The sequence below is a fragment of the Chryseobacterium lineare genome (assembly GCF_977014045.1).
In genome coordinates, this window is the sequence record NZ_CDRNIQ010000001.1 from 1,914,639 (window position 1) to 1,934,585 (window position 19,947).

The following is a 19,947-nucleotide window of genomic DNA, read 5'->3' on the forward strand; positions in this document are numbered from 1 at the left end:
ATTATAATTTCATTTTAATCTTAACATTCTGCGACATTCACAGCAATCGCAAGGCCTCCTTCGGAAGTTTCCTTGAATCGGTCATTCATGGAAAGAGCGGTTTCCCACATGGTCTGAATGACCTGATCCAAGCTTACTTTTGCTTTGGCGGGATCACTTTCCAAGGCGATATTTGCGGCGGTAATTGCTTTTATAGCGCCCATCGTATTTCTTTCAATACATGGAATTTGCACCAAGCCTTTTATGGGATCGCACGTCATTCCTAAATGATGCTCCATTGCAATTTCTGCTGCCATAAGCACCTGCCCCACACTTCCGCCGAGAATTTCCGTAAGACCTGCCGCAGCCATTGCTGAGGAAACCCCAACTTCTGCCTGACAGCCGCCCATCGCTGCAGAAATGGTAGCATTTTTTTTGAATAAAGTTCCGATCTCTCCGGCTACCAGCAAGAAACGGATTATATCATCATCGCTGGTGAAAGGGGTAAATGCCTGCGCATACATCAGCACTGCCGGAATGACACCACTCGCCCCATTAGTTGGCGCTGTAATGATTCTCCCAAAGCTTGCATTCTCCTCATTCACAGCCAATGCAAAACAGGAAATCCATTTGTTGATATTGGTAAAGTTTTCTTCTGCATCGACAACCTGCTGAAACCATTCATTTTTATTTTTATAAATCTTATCACCGAGCAGTTTTCTGTTGATTCCGGCCGCACGGCGGGAAACATTGAGTCCCCCAGGAAGCACCCCTTCTTTATTGACGCCTTTATAAATACATTCTTTGATCTGTTGCCAGATATAGAGTGCTTCCTGTTTCGTTTCTTCCTGAGATCTCCAGCTTTCTTCATTCATTAAAATAAGATCTGAAATTTTTTCAAGTCCCAGCTTTTCACAGTATTTTACGATGTCAGAAGATTTGTGACAAGGATATAAAGTACGGATACAGTGCTTTTCGATGGACTTTTTTTCCTGGCTCATGATAAATCCTCCGCCAACAGAGTAGAAATCCTGAACGAGTTCAGTTCCGTCTTCAAAAATTGCCTTGAAAATCATTCCGTTGGGATGATACTCAAGAGATTTCTGCATATTTAAAACCAGATGATGTCCGTAGATAAAAGGAATTTCTTTTTCGCCCCCGAGATTGATCGTCTGAGAGCTTTTTATGTTCTCGATTTTCTCGTCAATCTTTGTTGTATCAATGGTTTTAAAATCTTCACCATTTAATCCAAGCATTCCTGCAATATCGGTTCCATGTCCGATTCCTGTTTTGGCAAGAGAACCAAAAAATTCAAGGAAGACTTCTTTCACCTCAGCAATTGACCTTTCCCTTTTTATAATCCTGATAAATGCTGAAGCCGCATTCCATGGACCCATTGTATGCGAACTGGATGGGCCAATTCCTACTTTTATAATTTCAAAAACCGATATTGATTCCATATAGAAATTCTTCCTTTTTTTCCTTAACACAAAGATACACGATAAATCCAAACACAAAAGCCGGAGTTGAAAAATCAGCTCCGGCTTTCTAATTAAAACTATATGAACACTTGTAGATTTTTTATATCAATGGTGAATGGTCAGTTCGCTTTGCTTGTCAATTTAAATTATGGCTTAATAAAAATTCACTATTGACCATTGACGATTCACTTGGCATTTTGGCTTGATAAAATTGACAATTGACAATTCACTCAGTATTTATATCAATGGCGAATGGTCAATTTACTGCGTAGTCAATTTTAAATTTGGGTTAAAAAAACTCACTATTGACAATTGACAATTGACAATTCACCAATCCCTTCTCAGCACAGTCTTTCTTCGTGTTGGGAAATGTCTAACCCAAGCTCTTCTGATTCTTCAGAAACTCTTAAGGTGATGATCTTATCTGTGATTTTATATAACAATAACGATCCGAAAAAAGTAAAAACAGATACAAGAAGCAATGCAGCCATGTGATGCGCAAAAACTTCCAGTCCGCCATGAAGAAGGCTTGCATTTTCACCGTGTGCAAAAATAGCCGTGAGAATCATTCCCATAATTCCACCAACACCGTGACAGGCAAAAACATCCAGGGTGTCGTCAATCTTCTTCAATGCTTTCCAGTTGACCATCAGATTTGATACAATAGCGGAAATAAATCCGATGAACAGACTTTCCGAAATGGAAACAAAGCCGCAAGCGGGAGTAATGGCCACCAAACCCACAACAGCACCGATGCATGCTCCCATAGCAGATACTTTTCTTCTGTTGATTCTGTCAAAAAATATCCAGGTCATCATCGCTGAAGCAGAGGCGATGGTCGTCGTTCCAAAAGCTGTAGCAGCTGTAGCATTGGCACTGAGTGCCGAGCCGGCATTAAAACCGAACCATCCGAACCACAGCATTCCGGTTCCCAATAGCACGTAAGAAATATTGGACGGATCATGATGAGGCTTTTTTCTGTTTCCCACTACCATAGCACCTGCCAATGCAGCAAAACCTGCACTCATGTGGACAACTGTTCCACCCGCAAAGTCTTTTACCCCGAAATATTTATTTAAAAGCCCATCCGGATGCCACACCATATGACAAAGCGGTGTATAGATAAAGATGCTGAAAAGTACCATAAATAAGAGGTACGAAATAAAACGTACACGTTCTGCAAATGATCCGGTGATCAAGGCAGGTGTGATCACGGCAAATTTCATCTGAAATAAAGCAAAAAGGACAAACGGAATGGTAGATGCCATATATTTATGTGGTAATACTCCTACCCGATTAAAGAACGGATAGCTCAGGGGATTTCCGATAATCCCGTAATGTACGCCATTCATGGTAAAGCCAATGGAGTCGCCAAATGATAAGGAAAAACCAACCACCACCCATAACATAGAAATAACTCCTAGAGCAATAAAACTCTGAAGCATGGTGGAAATTACATTTTTCTTTCCTACCATTCCTCCGTAGAAAAAAGAAAGCCCGGGAGTCATCAACAATACCAGACCTGCAGCAGCGAGGATCCAGGCAACATCTGCACCTACAATTTTATCTTCGCTCAAAAATTCTCCTGTATTTGGAAAATCTGCCATAGGACTCCAGAATAATCCGCCAACGGCAACAAGCGTAATGATACTGAAGGAAACGATCCATTTTAAACCGACTGTCATAAAAATTTATATATTACCCCCACAAAAGTAAGTATAAATTTTATAAAAATCAATAAATTTAATTTTAACCCTATTAAATTTAATACTAAAATAAAATTTAATATAAATTTTATTCAAACACCCCCTTTAAAATACCGGACACTTCTTTAAATTTTGTTGCCGGAAATAAATGAGTCCCTCCTTTTATAATATAATCCGGTCGGGAATTTTTGATAGGAAAAACGATATCTTTATCTCCAAGGATCTGTACGACCTCCGGATTTTCATCAAATTTCCAATCTGATATTTTTTCGATCGCCCATTTCAGGTAATAAGGATCTTTCACCTGAAAATATTGCAGAACTCTGGGGTTTTTAGGATCAAAAAACTTCCTGAACATGGAGTAAATATTGGTTGTCTTTTCATTGAAGAACCTCACCGGCAAAACTTTGGGAATTCTTGTGATCTGCCCCGTTTTTATTAATCTTGATTTTTCTCTGTCTGATTTTATGCTGCCCATGATTACGACTTTCTTTGCAGGTTTGAGTTTATGTATTTCCTGAACGATTATTCCCCCGAAAGAATATCCCAGCAGATAAAAAGGCTCTGTATCATCAATTTTTTCAGCCATTCTCTGTACGTAATGCAGAAAGTCTTCGTTTTGCTCAGGGATCAGCCAGTCAATAAAAACAACTTCATGATGCTCCGGAAATTTAATCTTTTCCAGCACTTTAAAATCTGCGCCAAGTCCGCTTACAACATATATTTTCATACTACTAAAATAAAAAAATCAGACAAAAAAATGAGCGGCTTCAAAAGAAATCGCTCATTTGTTTATTGAAAGACCTAGGTCTTATTTTTTCTTTTTAACAGGTGTTCTGTTTTCGTTATCCAATTTCTCAGTAGAAAGCTTAAACTGGATATCCATTTCGTTTTTGATGAAATAATCTTTTAGAGAAGACTGGTAGAACACTTTGAAATCTCTTCTGTTCAGTGAGAATTTAGCAGATTCTATGACTACCGTAAATTGAGTGATATAAACGTTTGCAGGGAAAGTGATTGTTTTTCTCACCCCTTTGATCGTAATATCTCCATAAACTGTAGAGTTGTAATCGCTGTTTGCCAGAGGAATAATCTTCGTTAAATGGAATTTTGCCAACGGAAACTTTTTAACTTCAAAGAAATTTGTACTTTTTAGATCGTTGGTCAATTTTACCATATCTTCATCCTGGCTTGACACATCACCTGCCATGATGGACTTCATATCAACCACGAATTCTCCGTCTACTAAAACCGTTTTATCAAAAGTAAACTTTCCGCTTTTCAGTTTTACTGTTCCGGAGTGTGTTGTAGGAACTGTTTTCACTACTTTATATCCCCACCATCTGATCTCAGACGATGTTACTTTTACCACTTTATCTCCTTTCTTCTGACCGAAAACAAATGACATGCTTACACACATCATAGCAAACAATAGTAATCTTTTCATTCTTTTTTATTTACAATTCAACAAAAATAAAAAAAAGTGTAGAACTTCTACACTTTTAACAATCTTTTTTTGATTAAATTATTTTGCTGTTACTTTTACCTGCAAATCCATGTCATCTTTCACAAGAACATCTTGCATCGTAGATTTGTAAGCAACATCAAATTTTTGTCTGTCGATAGAGAATTTGTTTGACATTAAGCTTACTGTTCCGTTAGCATACGTAATTTTTGCAGGGAAAGAAATTGCGTTGGTTTTTCCTTTTACCGTTAAGTTACCTGTCACTAAAGAATTGTACACTTTGTCGTTGTTTTTCTTCACCCCTGTAATTTTGAAAGTTGCCGTAGGATATTTTTCAACTTCGAAGAAATCTCCGTTTTTAAGGTGTCCGTTAAGCTTTTGCTGATATTCACCGGAAAGGTCTGTAGCGTTGATAGAAGTCATATCTAAAACGAAACTACCACCAACCAACTGGTTTCCTTTCATAATCATATCACCTGATTTCACCTTTACCGTTCCGTTGTGAGAACTTGCTTCAGATTTTGCGATTTTATAACCCCACCACTGAACATCAGAGCTTACTACTTTTTTTGCCTGTCCGAATGCTAAACCACTAGCTAAAACTGCTAATAAGAATATTTTTTTCATTTGAATAAAAATTATTTGCTTGTTTATTATTTACTGATGCAAATGTAGTCAACAGAAGTGATAGATTTCATTGATGTATATCAATTAATGCAATAATTTTTATAAATAAAAAACTCCGGAAATCCGGAGCTTCAGTTAGTCTTGATAATAAGCAGTATAAAGGGCTGCGCCATTCAGAGCTGTGTTTTCATTTTTATTCAGATAAATAGGAATGTTTCTGAGCATTTCCTCCATTTTATCACTGATCTTAAATTTCTCGTAGAATTTATCTTTATCAATATATTCTCTGATCACCTGAGGAATATCTCCTGAAATCAGTAAGCCTCCGGTTGCCTTTAACTTTAAAGTAAGGTTATTGGCTTCTCTCGCCAGGAATTCAAGGAAAGTGTCTAAAGCTATTTTGCAGATTAAGACATCGTCTTCCACAGCTGCTTTAAATAATTCCTGAACAAAATTTTCTCCTGTCAGTCTTTCTGCAAGCCCTTCAGGTTCCGGATGTCTTTTTACGTCTCTTAAGAAACGGTAGATATTGAAAAGGCCTCCTTTAGATAAAACATTTTCCCAGCTTACAATTCCGTAGATATTATTTAAGAACTGATAAAATTCTACTTCTACGTTCGTTCGTGGAGAAAATTCTGAGTGACCGCCTTCTGTTGCAAAAGGTCTTAAATATTTCCCGTCAAAAAAATATCCGGCTTCCCCAAGACCATTTCCCGGTGCCAGAATAGCTACATTTCCTTTTTCAAGATGTCCGCTGGTGTAGATTGCGTCAAGATCACTGTCTTCCAGAATGGCCATTCCGTAGGCTGATGCCTCCTGGTCATTCAGCATATCTACTCTTTCAAAATCAAAATCTCTTTTAAAATCTTCAACATCAAGATTCCATCCAAGTCTGGCAGGATTACTTTTCCCATTGATGACAGGTCCCGGAACAGCTATCCCGAGTCTTTTCACGTTCTCCAACTGATTATCCTGAATAAACTTTCTTAAAATATCTGCAAAAGAAGCATAGTCTTTGGTTGGATAATTATGTTGGATTTTAACTTCTACGCCTTCGTTTTCAGAAACGAAATAGCCTAAAGTTGTCATATCTTCACGAAGGTTGGCGCCAATGATAGAAACATTATCATTACCCGCGTTTTTTACTCCTGGTAAATAAAGTGGAAATTTCGGATTCAAAATCATAACCTCAAATTTTATCAAATATAATAATAGTTTTCGTAAATTTTCGTTAGAAATAAAAAACCTTCTCAAAAATTCGAAAAGGTTTGGCTAATAATTGCTTATATTTAAATCTAACTACTTTCCTAATGGAATATTGTAAGAAAATCCTACTCCAATGTTACCCACATTGTAGTCCTGATTTGGCAAATCTCCTTTGCTTCCTACAAATACTTTCTGATACTGCACAAAGAAATTCCAGTCCTGGTTGTGATAACCGATCTCCGGCTTGATATAAAAACCACCATCGGGTCTGTCAAGACCTGCATTAGAAGCGACCTTATCATCACCAACCAAAAATCCGTATCCTAAGTCAGTCCCGAAATAAAAACCTGTTTGTTTCGGATAAATTCTGATCAATGCACCTACCGGTACAACCCCTACGTCATTGTTGCTATATCCATTGTTATCTTTTCCAAAATAATGTGTATATCCTGTAGCAATACCCAATCCGAACCCCGGAGTAATCAAATTCTGATAAGCTACATCCACACCAACTGCCATAGAAGTATTATCAGAAGGAACTGCTAAACCTACATTTGCTCCCACTTTGATCATATTATTCATTTGTGCACTTTGTGCACTCAACGCTCCAGCAGTAAAAATTCCGGCAAATAAAATTGCATGTTTTAACATTTTCATAACTCTGATTTTAAATTTACTAAGCAGAAAACTGTAAAAACCGTGCCAACTAAGGACATTTTATTATAATTAATCTCTTCTACAATTATAAAACAATGATTTTCAATACATTAATTTAAGCTAAAATTAAATGAGCGTTTAATTAAAAATAATAATACTTATATAATTAATGTCTTTTCGGGTAATATTAACAATTCTTAACCGTTATCAAGTTTAACCTTATCATGACAACTCTATCCAAATTACAAAATACAACTATGACAACTTCGTCATTACTTAATAATAAACATCTTCTCTGGCGAGCCGGCTTCGGCGCGGGAATCAACCAGCTTGATGACCTTAAAAATATAAACAGCAAAACTTTATTAAATGATTTGCTTAAAGAAGAGGTTTTCACCTACATCAATTATCAGACGCCTGATACAGATTCGATCGACTATATGAACGACAAATCTCCGGCCGAGAAGAAAAAGGAAATACAGAAGATCAACCGTCAGCAAAATGAAGAACTTAATCTTAATTTCCTGCACAAAATGGTGACCAGCAATGAGCAGCTGAGAGAAAAAATGGCATTTTTCTGGCACGGACATTTTGCTTCTAGAGTGCAGAACCCGAAATTCAACAGACAAATCCTGAATGTGATTAGAAAAAATGCTCTGGGAAACTTCCGGGAATTGTTGTTTGAAGTCAGTAAAGCGCCGGCTATGCTGGGTTTTCTAAACAATCAGCAGAATAAAAAAGACCATCCTAACGAAAATTTTGCACGGGAAGTGATGGAACTTTTTACGATGGGCAGAGGAAATTATACCGAAAAAGATATCAGGGAAGGCGCGAGAGCTTTTACAGGATGGGGATACGATAAAGAAGGAAATTTTCTGGAAAGAAAAAAACTTCATGATGAAGGAAGTAAAACCTTTCTTGGTAAAACAGGAAATTTTACTGGTAATGATGTTTTAGAGATAATTCTCGAACAAAAAGCAACCTCCAGATTTATTACCACAAAAATTTATAAGTTTTTTGTAAATGAAAATATAAATGAAGCTATTATCGATCAGCTTTCTGATAATTTCTACCAATCCGGGTACGATATCAAAAAACTGATGAAAAATATCTTCTCCAGCTCATGGTTTTATGATAAAAAAAATATCGGGAATAGGATAAAATCACCGATCGAACTGATGGCCGGAATAATGCGTACACTGCCTATGAACATTCAAAATCCGGAAAATCTTATTGTTTATCAGAAATTGCTTGGACAAATGCTTCTTTATCCACCGAATGTTGCCGGCTGGCCCAACGGAAAATCCTGGATTGACAGTTCGACGTTGATGCTAAGGCTTCAGATTCCACAGATCTGGTCGGGATTGCGGCCGCTTGATTATCGCCCAAAAGCCGATGATGATCTTGATATGGGATTGAAAAACAGCACCAACACTTTGACAAAAAGTTTCAAGAATCCCAACATTATAATTGACTGGGCAAAGGTAGAAAAGATCTTTAACGGAAAAAACATTGAAGAATACCTGATACAAAACACAGAATCGCTAGATATGAACTCTGTGAAAAGCTTTTCGGATAATAGTGTAAAAATGAACGTCATTAATTTAATGTCTACCCCCGAATATCAGTTAATGTAGTTTTTAAAATCCATCATCTGCAATCTTTAACCCAATACCTAATCGTATGTTAATCAAAAGAAGAGAATTCCTCAAAATAAGTTCACTGGCAACCGCTTCATTATTGATGCCTAACTTTCTCAAAGCCATGACATTTGACGAAGCGCTGAATCCCGATCAGAAGATTTTAATTGTTCTGCAGTTTACAGGCGGAAATGATGGACTGAATACAATAATTCCTATACGGAATGATATTTATTTTAAAGAAAGAAACAATATCGCAATTAAAGATTCTTTGCAACTGAATGATGAAGCCGGCATCAATCCCGCTTTATCCTACTTTAAGGAGCTTTATGACAATGGCGAACTTTCCGTAATGAACAATGTAGGATATCCCAATCCCGATAAGTCCCATTTCCGAAGTATGGATATCTGGCATTCCGCGAGCAAAAGCGATGAATATCTGGAAACAGGCTGGCTGGGGAGATTTCTGGATGAAGAATGTTACCGTTGCGAACACCCGACACAGGCACTGGAAGTTGACGATATGCTGAGTTTAGCCTTAAAAGGTGAGAAAAATAAAGCTTTTGCTTTCAAAGATCCGAAAAGACTGTATCAGACGAGCCAGGAGAAATATTTCAAATCTTTATATGACCATCATCACGATGATGAAACGGTTTCCTATTTATATCAGACATTAGGTTCCACGATCAACAATGCCGATTATATCTTTGAAAAAAGTAAAGCAAAAAAAAGTACGGAATCCTACCCTAATTCTCAATTGGGAAAAGATTTTAGAACGGTCGCTTCTCTCATTAAATCTGATATCAACACCCGGGTATATTACCTTTCTATAGGAAGCTTTGATACCCATGTCAATCAAAATGAAAGACAGCAAAAACTTTTCAATGACATTAATGAAGCGGTAAAGTCATTTGTAGCAGACATGAAAAGCAATGGCCTTTTCGACAATATTCTTCTGATGACATTTTCTGAATTTGGGCGTCGTGTAGCCCAAAATGCCAGCAACGGAACCGATCATGGAACCGCCAATCAAATGTTTTTTATCAGTGGAGGACTGAAGAAAAAAGGAATCTTAAACCCGCTTCCCGATCTTACAAAATTGGACGACGGAGATCTTATTTATACCGAAGATTTCAGAAAAATCTATGCAACAGTTTTAAAAAACTGGCTGAAAGCGGATTCATCCAAAGTATTGGGATGGAAAAATGGAATTTATGATTTTGTATAAATAAAAAGAGGAATTTTGCTTAACAATTCCTCTTTTTTTCATAAAATTAAATCTAACTGCTTCTAGTTTTGTACAGGAAGCTGTTTTTTATCTTCCGCCGGTTTTTCATCAAACTTTTCAGCGATTTTTTTAATAATAAATTCTATCACCAACGGTGCTACCACTGCTACCACAGCTTTTAGTATTCTTGATTTCATAATAGTATTTTTTGTATTTCGGGTAATACAATTTCCAAGCCATAAAGACACTCATACTTCTAAACTCCGCCTTCTATATTCAGATTTTGATAGTTTTTGAAACCCAATCTGAATTTCTCTTCCAGCCTCAGTCTCAGTTTTCTAGGCTGATAAACAATCAGACAATTGCCAAACCCAAGTAACAAACGCTCAAGCTCATAGTTGATCTGCACACAGATTTTAAATACAGTTCCTTCTTCCGTTTCGCCGATAATTTCCTGACTTTTGTGAAATGGTTTTGTTTTTACATAAGGTGCATTGGAAGAATCTACAAAGAAAACAACATTTCTGGGCTTCGTTTCCGAAACCGTTACACCGACAATATCTTTAAAATATTCATCTCCGTCCAGATGCTTATCGATATATTGTATTTTGTCCTCATGTTCTATCCGTTCCATACGATCCAACGCCAGATTATACATTTTACCTTTATAAAGGCAGATCAAAAACCAGCGGTTGTTGTATTCTTTTAGAAGTTGAGGATGAACTGCAAAGCTGCTCGATTCACGTGCTGTAAAACTTTTGTAAAGAATACGGATTACTTTTTTACTGATAATACTTTCATAAAGGAAATCAATATGCTCAAGACCTTTCAATTGCTCATTCTTATCAAGATGGATGATTGATTTCTGATGTGTAGCCTGTATGGAATCTTCCAGCTTCTGAATCACACCATTCATCTCTTTAAACATCGAAAAATCCTTGAACTGCTTTAAAATCTGAATGGCATTATTCATCGCTTTCAGATCACTTTCATTCACGGAAATATTATGGATGCTGTAATCGGGATCGCTGTAACGGTAATATTTCCGCTCATACACTTCAATCGGCGCTTCATATCCGAATTTTTCGCTCCGCATATTCTGCAGATCGAGCTGAACGGTTCGTTTGCTTACGAAAGATTCTTTGCCTTCAAATTCAAACAATGCTTCCGAACATTCATTGATCAGATCTTCCAGTGTATATTTCCGGTATTTGTTTTTAAGGCATTTATCCAGGGTTTTATAGCGGATCAGGGCGTTTTTGTTGGATGACATGATTTATATTTTTATTTGGGCGTGTCCCTCTGCCTTCGCTAATTCTTTTCATCGGGCCGGGCTGCTGCGGGCTTCACTTCGTTTCGGTTTCGGCTCGGGGCTTCGCCCCGAGCCGAAACTCCTCCTTTCAGTCGGACCCTCCGTATCCCTCACGCGAAAGAAGGAAATACTTACATTTACTTTCGACAGCAAAAAAGAGATTCTTCATTGCACTTCGTTTCATTCAGAATGACAATTTCAGACATCATTGACAGTCTCGAGATTCCTTCATCACTATGTTTCTCACAATGGTTTAAACATTACTTTCGACTCAAAGACTTCCCTTCAAAAGAAATTCCTTCCCAACCAAACTCCATAAAGTTTCTGATATTCTGATGATCCGTTCCTTCAGGGTTTTTCAGCACATCTCTGTAAAATTCCCCAAAAAGATGGAGCGTTTCCTGTTTCGATAGACCATTCAATGAAGCAAAACTGAAAACTTTACACGATCCGTTATTCTGGTTCGCTTCATTAACTGTATTTCCATTGGTAAATTTTGTCGGGGTAAAATCATAATGTTCATCGATGAATGCAATGACATCTTTAAACTGAATTTCCTCCGACGATTTCTCTAACTGCTCAAATAACATAGTGTCTAAATTTTTTCAAAAATAATCAAAATAATTTCATCTGCGCAAAAACATTGCACACTTGCATTCTTACTTTGCATCAACAAAAAGAATAAAGACATGGAATTTAACGGAAACAATTTAATCGAATTAGGATACCGTCCGGCAAAATGGTTTAAGGAAGCCATCGAATTCATTAATGAAAATAACTTAGACGAAAATCAAATCAAAATATATCTGGAGCAATTTAAGCAACCGGAGATCATTTCGCTTCATGAAACGGCAAAAGATTTTATCATCAATATCAGAGCAGAACATGAAAGCGAAAATGACAATGTGGAAAAAGTAATCAACACCATGAAAGTTTTGATGAAAACGCCTACGCTAATTGACGGAGCGATCATGCCAGATGCCTGTCCTACAGGTCCTGCAGGCCATATTCCTGTTGGCGGGGTGGTTGTAGCAAAGAATGCCATTCATCCCGGATTTCATTCTGCAGATATCTGCTGTTCGGTAATGCTGACAGATTTTGGAAAAGTTGATCCTAAAGAAGTGTTGGACACAGCTCATTCTGTCACGCATTTCGGATACGGAGGAAGACCCAGAGGTGAACAGATGCCGATGTCACAGGAACTGATGGATGCTTTCAGGGAAAATGATTTCCTGAATGATGAAAAACTTATCAGCATTGCCCGTTCGCATATGGGAACACAGGGAGACGGAAATCATTTCCTGTTCGTAGGAATTTCCAAAAACACAGGAAATACGATGCTCGTAACGCATCACGGATCAAGGTCTCCGGGAGCTGCTCTTTACGATAAAGGAATGAAGGTTGCCAACAGGTTCAGAATGGAAATCTCACCGGAGACATTAAAAGAAAATGCGTGGATTCCCTACGATACCGAAGAAGGAAAATCCTACTGGGAAGCTCTTCAGCTTATCAGAAAATGGACAAAAGAAAATCATGTTTCCATTCACGATGCTGTTTTAAATAAACTGGAAATTGAGATGGAAGACAGATATTGGAATGAACATAATTTTGTTTTCAGAGACGGAGATCTGTTCTACCATGCAAAAGGAGCAACGCCACTGGATGATAAATTCTTACCCGATATTACAGGACCAAGACTAATTCCGCTGAATATGGCAGAACCTGTTTTGATCGTAAAAGGAACAACCAATGAAAGAAACCTTGGTTTTGCACCTCATGGAGCAGGAAGAAACTTCAGCAGGACACAGCATAAAAAGTCACTGGCTCATAAAAGCATTGAAGAAGTCTTTGCGGAGGAAACCAAAGGACTTGATATTCGTTTCTTCGCCAATGAAATTGATATTTCTGAACTTCCAACCGCTTATAAAAGTGCTAAAAATGTCCGTGCACAGATTGAAGAATACGGATTATGTGAAGTGATGGATGAAGTGATGCCTTACGGTTGCATTATGGCCGGTGATGTTCAGAAGAATGCACCATGGAAGAAAAAGAAGAAGTTTAGAAAAGTGTAGTATTTTACTTAATCAGCATTATTAAGGAAGAATTACAACATTAAAATCAGATTTCATTTTTTTTATTGTACTGTAAACAATTTTATTCTAGTGAAATTGATTTTATTCATGAAAAATAGGTTTTATCCTGGTGCAAAACATTTTTATCCTAGTGAAAATTGATATTAGCGTTGAAAAATAGGTTTTATCCTATTGAAGTAAGCCTTTATCCTAGTGTAAAACACTTTTACACTAGTGAAAATCGATTTTATTCTTGAAAAATCGATTTCATTCTGGTGAAGTAAGCTTTTAACCTAGCATAAAACCATTTTATCGACATTATTCAATTTCATATTCCTCTTATTAAAAAATCCCCCCAAGGCATTTACCATTGGGGGATTTTATTTGAATTAAATTTATTGTATTACTGATTGAGGCTATTCTCTGTTTTTAAGCATAATCCAACCAGACTGGCTCATATTTGTTTTTGACTTCGGATACTGGAAGTTAAACTTGTACCAATAGGTAGCCGTTGGTAATCTCTTACCTCCTACTGTTCCGTCCCAGATCAGGTTTTGTTTTGAGAACCTGAACATTTCAGAACCGTATCGGTCATAGATTGATCCTGTAAAGTTGTTGAATCCGCCAAGAGCAGTAAGATCCAAAGTATCATTAATACCATCCTGATTCGGAGTGATAATATTGGCCACGTGGAATGTAAAGAATTCTAAAGCGCCCACACAATGTGTACCCACTGTTCTTACCTGAATCTGATAAGCTGCATTATTCTGAAGTCCGGTAAATACATTAGACTGCTGCCATGTAATCCCTCCATCTACAGAATATTCAGCCGTTTGCGGAATATTATTAATCATTGGAACCTCTGCCGTAATAGTTAACGTATTATTACTGTAATCAATACTTGAAACAAATGGAGAAGCAGCTCCCAATACCTGTGCAGTAAAGGTTTTTTTACAATATCCGTTATCGATCGTCACAGTATAAATTCCCCACTGATCTACATTAATAGTCTGGCTTACTGCACCTGTACTCCAAAGATAAGTATAGTTGGGCCCGGCACCTGCATCAAGAGTTATTCTGTCACCCTGACACATTTCCACATCTGCAAGAGGAGATGTAAGCTCCGGTACTACTTCTACGATAACTTTAGCAGGCAATAATGATTTACAGCCTTTTGCTCCTAAAGCATATACCTGGAAGGTTGTCGTATTGTAAACCGTTGCTGTTTGTGTGCCTCCTGTTCCGGAGAAATTTGCCCATTCATAAGTAACTCCTCCTGTTGCCGTAAGATCAACCGTTGTTCCAGGACAAACTTTAAGCTTGGATGCAACCAAAGTTGCCGTAGGAGTTGCTTCTTTTGATAAGGTTAATTTAACCATCTTACTACAGAAACCTCCATTCGAAACGACAACATACAAAATCTGTCCGTCGTTACCATTAAAATGCAGAACATCCTGAATATAGTTGTTATTCTGAGCTATAGCATCCGCTTGATTTACATAAAAATGGAATACTGCACCAGTCGTTGTACTGATTGACGGCATTGCATTGGTAAGATCAAACCACGTAACATCAGGGGTTGTACAAAGCAATAATGACGCATCAACCGCGGAAGGTGTTGTTCCTCCGTTAATTTTAATATTGGCTTTTCCCGGACAAGGATTACCAGGGAATGTTACCTGAATTTCATAATTACCCGGCTGAGTAGCCGTAATGGTAGGTGTTGTAGCTCCCTGAACAGCTACTCCGTTGTAGAACCACTGATAAGTCATATTCGGATCACTTACCGAAGCTGTGATTACCTGGGGAACGTTATCACAAACATTGATCTCTTCAGGCAAAGTACCACCGGAAGGGTCTAATAATTCAACCCCGATATTGAAGGATCCGCCTTCCAGGAATACCGCAGAGTCAAAACTTGTATCCAGCGCATCTCCCAATACCATTTTAAAATGATAGGACTGTCCCGGAGTTACTGTTGCCGTAGCTTGTAAAGGCACTGTTCTACCGTTGAAGTTTGTTTCAATATTAGATGTATTATACCCTCCGAAAAAAGCAACATTTGGTGCTCCGCATCCCATATCAGTTCCTGCAAAACTGTTCTGAGGATGAATATTGGTAACACTTACAGGGCCGGAACCCGGTGCCGGCAAAACAGCCATATTCACGTAAGGTCCCCCGGCTGTCGGTTTCAACAATAATGCAAAAGCATCAGAGTATCCACAAGGGAAAGTACCTGTATATTCTTCAGAGGCAAAAAGATAATTAAATTTAACCTGACTTGAAGTAGGCACGAAATCAAATTCTAAAATAACAGCATCATTAATACTTCCTGATGGGTTAGTCGCCGCCACAAGATCAGGATCACTTCCTGACTGCAATGCATCACCCAGCGTACTGCTGATATAAGTATTCCCCGCTTTATTTACATAGCCTGTAGAAAGCACGATCCCATCTTTAAAAGGGAAATTGGTCGTTCCTTTATGAAAATATCCCCAAGATCTGTTGGCACTGGTTGCCGGTAAATTCGGATTTACCTGAACATTGGATACATTCGGGGTAACACATGAATTGGTACCGGATGAAATTAAAACATCTTTTACCAACTGCAAAGGAGAATAATCGGTTGGTGCATATCCAACTGCGTTTACATCAATAAAAGCACCTGCTTTCATTGTAAGATTGGACGCCTTTTCCTGTTGAGGCTTTCTTGGAGTAATGTTTTGTGAATAAAAGAGACTCGACGACGAGACCATAAATAAAGAAAACAATAGTAGATATCTCTTCATAAGAATTTTGTTTCAACAAATTTAATTTTTTTTTACAAATACTGCATATACATTTAACTTTTTTATATTAAAAAAGCAAATTAACCTCCCAAATTGAGAGGTTAATATAATTTATAATTGTTAATTTCTATTTTTCAATAAAATCCATCCACTCCGCTGCTCCAGTTTCTTGCTGGCAGGATTTTCCCATTGTACACGATACCAGTACGTGGCAGTAGGAAGCACAAGGCTGCCTCGTAGCATACCGTTCCAGCTGGTTTCATTTTTACTTGCTTTAAATACTTCCTGTCCGTATCTGTCGAATATGGAAGCTGCAAAATTGTTATACATACTGATTCCTGTAAAATCTACTTTGTCATTTTTACCATCCAGATTAGGAGTGATTGCATTGATAACTATAAAAGTAAAATAGGCTAATGTTGTTCCGCACTTGGCATCTTTTACCCGCACCATCAGATTGTAGTTTGTATTATCAAGAATATTGTAAAAAATATTCGAACCCTGCCATGTAACTCCTCCGTTTACCGAATATTCTAAAGTTCCGCCTGTAGGATTTGTTGCCGACAATGTTAAAACATGATTATCATAGGTAACATTAGTAAATTGGGGAAGTGTAGGATTTATCAGCTGTGCACTGAATACTTTAGAGCAAGTTCCGTTGCTGATGGTCACCGAATATATTCCCGGAGTATTTACAGATATCGTCTGCGTAGTGGCGCCATTACTCCATAAATAAGTATAGTTTGGCCCTGAACCCGCATCCAGAATTCCCGAATCGCCGACACATGCATAAACATCCTTCAATGTAGATTCAATAGCCGGAACTACCTGAATAGTAATTGACGTAGGGGTCTCAACCTTACAGCCGTTTCCACCTAAAGCATAGACAGAATATATCGTAGTAGCCGTTGGAGACACTACCTGAGTATTTCCATTACCCGGTAAACCGACCCATTCGTAAGTAACCCCACCCGAAGCAGTTAATGTAACCGATTCACCAACACATATTTTGGATTTTGATGCAGCCAGTATCGCCACAGGCGGACCAACCACAATCGTGATCGTTGCAGTATTTGATGATACACAGCCATTCGCTCCTACCGCAGTAACTGTATATATCGTAGTACTTGACGGAGAAACCACCTGAGTATTTCCATTCCCCGGAAGAGTTCCCCAGTTATAGGTAGCTCCGCCGGAAGCCGTTAATGTAACAGATTCTCCCGGACAAATTTGCAGTACAGGTGCTGTTACAGTGACTACCGGAGGTGTCGTGTTTTGAGTGACAGTAACACTTGCAGTATATGAACAATTTAAATTACCCGGCTGATTAACATTGGTTACCGTTAAAGTATAAACACCACCCGAGTTCACAACAGGAGTCAATGTATTTGCCCCCGAAACAATGTTTCCCCCACCTGATGTCGTCCATGCAATCGTAGAACCTGCCGGGATTACGGAAGATGAAGCATTTAAAGTTGTTTGTGATGTTGTACAGGTAATCTGTTGAGGAGTTGCAATAGTCAATGTTGTTTGAGGAGTTGCCAATAGCTGTAAATTCACCACATATTTGCAGCCTCCGTTTACTACCAATACATAGATTGTCTGGTTTCCTGCACTGTTGAATAACGCAGGATTGTTGATCGTATTGCCATTTCCCGCATTGGCATCAGCAGCATTTAAATAATATGAGAAAGTAACACCATTTGCAGAAGTAATCTGAGATTGAGCCTCTGTTAAATTATAATTATTTCCTCCGTTCTGATAGCATTTTAATAAAGTAGCATTCTGCACCGTAATCGGTTGTGAAACTTCGATGGTAATTGTTGCAGGAGTCTGGGACACGCAACCATTAGCACCAACCGCCGTTACGGTATATGTAGTTGTTGCTGTAGGTGAAACGGTCTGTGTATTTCCGTTTCCCGTAAGCCCTACCCAATTGTAGGTCGCACCTCCCGAGGCTGTTAAAGTAACCGATTCTCCGGAACATATTAATATTTTGGAAGCCGTTAAACTCGTTGTTGGCGGAGCACTATCCCCTGTTACGGTAACGTTTGCGGTTCCGGTACATGTTAAATTTCCAGGCTGATAGGTATTAGAAATAGTTAATGTATAAGTTCCGGCCGTATTGACCATAGGATTCAGCGTATTTGCTCCTGAAACGATATTTCCGTTCGTGGTTGTCCAGGCGAAGGTGGAACCTGCAGGATAAGTTGATCCGGAAGCATTCAGTGTGATCTGCGAGTTGGTACAGGTTAATGTTGTCGGTGCGGCAATTGCAGCGGTTATCTGTGGTGCTTTTACGAGCTGTAACTGGGCAACTTTTGAGCAGAATCCGCTTTTTACCAGCACATAAACCGTTTGTCCGGAACTCTGGAATGACGTAGGAGCCGGGATTGTATTTGCATTTCCTGCTAAAGCGTCCGCCTGATTAAGATAATAGGCAAAAGTAGCTCCGGGTGTTGTACTTATTGATGTTTGTGCTGAATTAAGATTAAATGTTGCATTTCCCGGAACATAACAGGCAGTCAGCGTTGCATTCTGTACAGTCGGCGAAGTTCCGCCAACGATCGTTACGGATGCTGTTCCCGGGCATGTATTTCCCGGTAAAAATACCTGAACAGTATAGACTCCCGGTTGCGTTGCAGTATAAGAGGCACTGGTAGCCCCAGGGATAGGATTAGTTCCCAATAACCACTGATAGGTAGCTCCGCCACCCTGAACTGATGCAGTAAGTGTCTGAGGTGCATTATCACAAACATTAATGGATGCAGGAAGCGCAACACCGGCAGGATTTAAAAGCTGAACACCAATATCGAAAGATCCTGCTTCAAGGAAAACCCCGGAATCGAAATTTGAATCCTGATAATCAGCCAAAACCATTTTAAAATGATAAGTCTGTCCAGGAATTACCGTTGCCGTTGCTGTTAAAGGAACAGTACGTCCGTCAAAATTAGTTTCAATCTGAGGGTTATTAATTCCTGCAAAATACTGGACATTCTTGGGTCCACAAGGTAAGCTGGCCGGAATAATATTGGTAACACTTACCGGGCCGGCTCCTCCGGGAAGAACTGCAAGATTTGTGTAAGTAGGATCTCCCACTTTTTTCAATAATAATGCAAAACCATCTGAAATAGTACACGTAAAATTACTCTGATATTCTTTGGATGCAAATAGATATCTGAACGAAACGGTGGTAGACGCAGGTACAAAATCAAATTCTATGTATGTTGCATCTCTTAAATTGACGTTATTGACATTTAAAGCAGTTGCCAAATCTGCATCTCCGGAAGAAGGAAGCGGATCACTTAAAGTCCCCTGAAAATTATTTCCTGCTTTTCTTGCATATCCTGTTGTGAGAACAATACCCTTGGCAAAAGGAAAATTGGTTGTTGCTTTATTAAAGTAGCCCCAGCTTCTGTTCTGGTCACTGACTGCTAAATTCGGAGAGACCACCACATTACTTACATTGGCCGCGGAACACGTAGAACCACCACTGATAAGCACATCTTTTACTAATTGGGTAACACTGTAGTTTGATTCCGGATATCCGGCAGCATTTATATCGATAAAAGCACCTGCCTTCATACTTTGAGCTGTGGGCTTTTTAACAATGCCTTTACTCTGTCTGTCCTGAGCAAAAACAAAGCTTCCCGCAAAAACTAAAAATAAAGCCAAAAGTAAATTTCCTGTCCTCCTATTTAACATTTTTATATTATTTAAAACAAAAATACTATTTTTTTTGATTGAATATCAATTCAGCACAAATTACGTTATCATTAATATAA

General features: G+C 38.5%; 15 protein-coding genes. 3 read left to right on the forward strand and 12 right to left on the reverse strand.

Annotation, left to right across the window (positions count from 1 at the left end; all coding sequences use genetic code 11):
• Nucleotides 1–20 precede the first annotated feature (20 nt).
• The 7 genes from ACWNCI_RS08365 to ACWNCI_RS08395 form a co-directional block, all read right to left on the reverse strand.
• Nucleotides 21–1,439 carry an L-serine ammonia-lyase gene (locus ACWNCI_RS08365; RefSeq protein ID WP_449387960.1) on the reverse strand — a complete coding sequence of 473 codons (1,419 nt, stop codon included), beginning with the start codon at nucleotides 1,437–1,439 and terminating at the stop codon, nucleotides 21–23.
• Nucleotides 1,440–1,801: 362 nt separating this feature from the next.
• The gene (locus ACWNCI_RS08370) at nucleotides 1,802–3,145 is read right to left on the reverse strand and encodes an ammonium transporter (RefSeq protein ID WP_346984670.1); all 1,344 of its coding nucleotides are present in this window, start codon (nucleotides 3,143–3,145) and stop codon (nucleotides 1,802–1,804) included.
• A gap of 109 nt (nucleotides 3,146–3,254) precedes the next feature.
• A complete protein-coding gene (locus ACWNCI_RS08375) occupies nucleotides 3,255–3,896 on the reverse strand; it encodes an alpha/beta hydrolase (RefSeq protein ID WP_346984669.1) in 642 nt (213 codons plus the stop codon).
• Nucleotides 3,897–3,977: 81 nt separating this feature from the next.
• Entirely contained in the window at nucleotides 3,978–4,613 is a 636-nt protein-coding gene (locus tag ACWNCI_RS08380) for a YceI family protein (RefSeq protein ID WP_449387961.1), read from the reverse strand.
• A gap of 78 nt (nucleotides 4,614–4,691) precedes the next feature.
• Nucleotides 4,692–5,258 (reverse strand): YceI family protein, encoded by a 567-nt coding sequence (locus tag ACWNCI_RS08385; protein ID WP_346984666.1) that lies wholly within the window; start codon nucleotides 5,256–5,258, stop codon nucleotides 4,692–4,694.
• Between the two features lie 135 nt (nucleotides 5,259–5,393).
• The gene (locus tag ACWNCI_RS08390) at nucleotides 5,394–6,443 is read right to left on the reverse strand and encodes a glucokinase (RefSeq protein WP_449387962.1); all 1,050 of its coding nucleotides are present in this window, start codon (nucleotides 6,441–6,443) and stop codon (nucleotides 5,394–5,396) included.
• A gap of 114 nt (nucleotides 6,444–6,557) precedes the next feature.
• Nucleotides 6,558–7,121 carry a hypothetical protein gene (locus ACWNCI_RS08395; RefSeq protein ID WP_449387963.1) on the reverse strand — a complete coding sequence of 188 codons (564 nt, stop codon included), beginning with the start codon at nucleotides 7,119–7,121 and terminating at the stop codon, nucleotides 6,558–6,560.
• Between the two features lie 257 nt (nucleotides 7,122–7,378).
• Between ACWNCI_RS08395 and ACWNCI_RS08400 the strand changes: the two genes are divergently transcribed.
• Entirely contained in the window at nucleotides 7,379–8,758 is a 1,380-nt protein-coding gene (locus ACWNCI_RS08400; RefSeq protein WP_449387964.1) for a DUF1800 domain-containing protein, read from the forward strand.
• Between the two features lie 46 nt (nucleotides 8,759–8,804).
• Entirely contained in the window at nucleotides 8,805–9,989 is a 1,185-nt protein-coding gene (locus ACWNCI_RS08405) for a DUF1501 domain-containing protein (protein WP_449387965.1), read from the forward strand.
• Between the two features lie 62 nt (nucleotides 9,990–10,051).
• On the opposite strand, the gene ACWNCI_RS08410 is transcribed toward ACWNCI_RS08405, so the two are convergent.
• From ACWNCI_RS08410 to ACWNCI_RS08420, 3 genes are all read right to left on the reverse strand, one after another.
• Nucleotides 10,052–10,186 carry a hypothetical protein gene (locus ACWNCI_RS08410; protein ID WP_262486333.1) on the reverse strand — a complete coding sequence of 45 codons (135 nt, stop codon included), beginning with the start codon at nucleotides 10,184–10,186 and terminating at the stop codon, nucleotides 10,052–10,054.
• Between the two features lie 59 nt (nucleotides 10,187–10,245).
• Nucleotides 10,246–11,262 carry a helix-turn-helix transcriptional regulator gene (locus ACWNCI_RS08415; protein ID WP_449387966.1) on the reverse strand — a complete coding sequence of 339 codons (1,017 nt, stop codon included), beginning with the start codon at nucleotides 11,260–11,262 and terminating at the stop codon, nucleotides 10,246–10,248.
• Between the two features lie 299 nt (nucleotides 11,263–11,561).
• Nucleotides 11,562–11,891: a HopJ type III effector protein gene (locus ACWNCI_RS08420; RefSeq protein ID WP_449387967.1), complete on the reverse strand. Its 330-nt coding sequence runs from the start codon at nucleotides 11,889–11,891 to the stop codon at nucleotides 11,562–11,564.
• A gap of 99 nt (nucleotides 11,892–11,990) precedes the next feature.
• On the opposite strand from ACWNCI_RS08420, the gene ACWNCI_RS08425 reads away from it, so the two are divergent.
• Nucleotides 11,991–13,373, forward strand: a complete 1,383-nt coding sequence (locus tag ACWNCI_RS08425) for an RtcB family protein (protein ID WP_449387968.1) — start codon at nucleotides 11,991–11,993, stop codon at nucleotides 13,371–13,373.
• 416 nt (nucleotides 13,374–13,789) lie between these two features.
• On the opposite strand, the gene ACWNCI_RS08430 is transcribed toward ACWNCI_RS08425, so the two are convergent.
• Complete coding sequence (locus ACWNCI_RS08430) at nucleotides 13,790–16,162, reverse strand: choice-of-anchor L domain-containing protein (protein ID WP_449387969.1); 2,373 nt, start codon at nucleotides 16,160–16,162, stop codon at nucleotides 13,790–13,792.
• Between the two features lie 120 nt (nucleotides 16,163–16,282).
• Nucleotides 16,283–19,867, reverse strand: coding sequence for a choice-of-anchor L domain-containing protein (locus tag ACWNCI_RS08435; protein WP_449387970.1), 3,585 nt, complete (start codon nucleotides 19,865–19,867; stop codon nucleotides 16,283–16,285).
• Nucleotides 19,868–19,947: the final 80 nt, after the last annotated feature.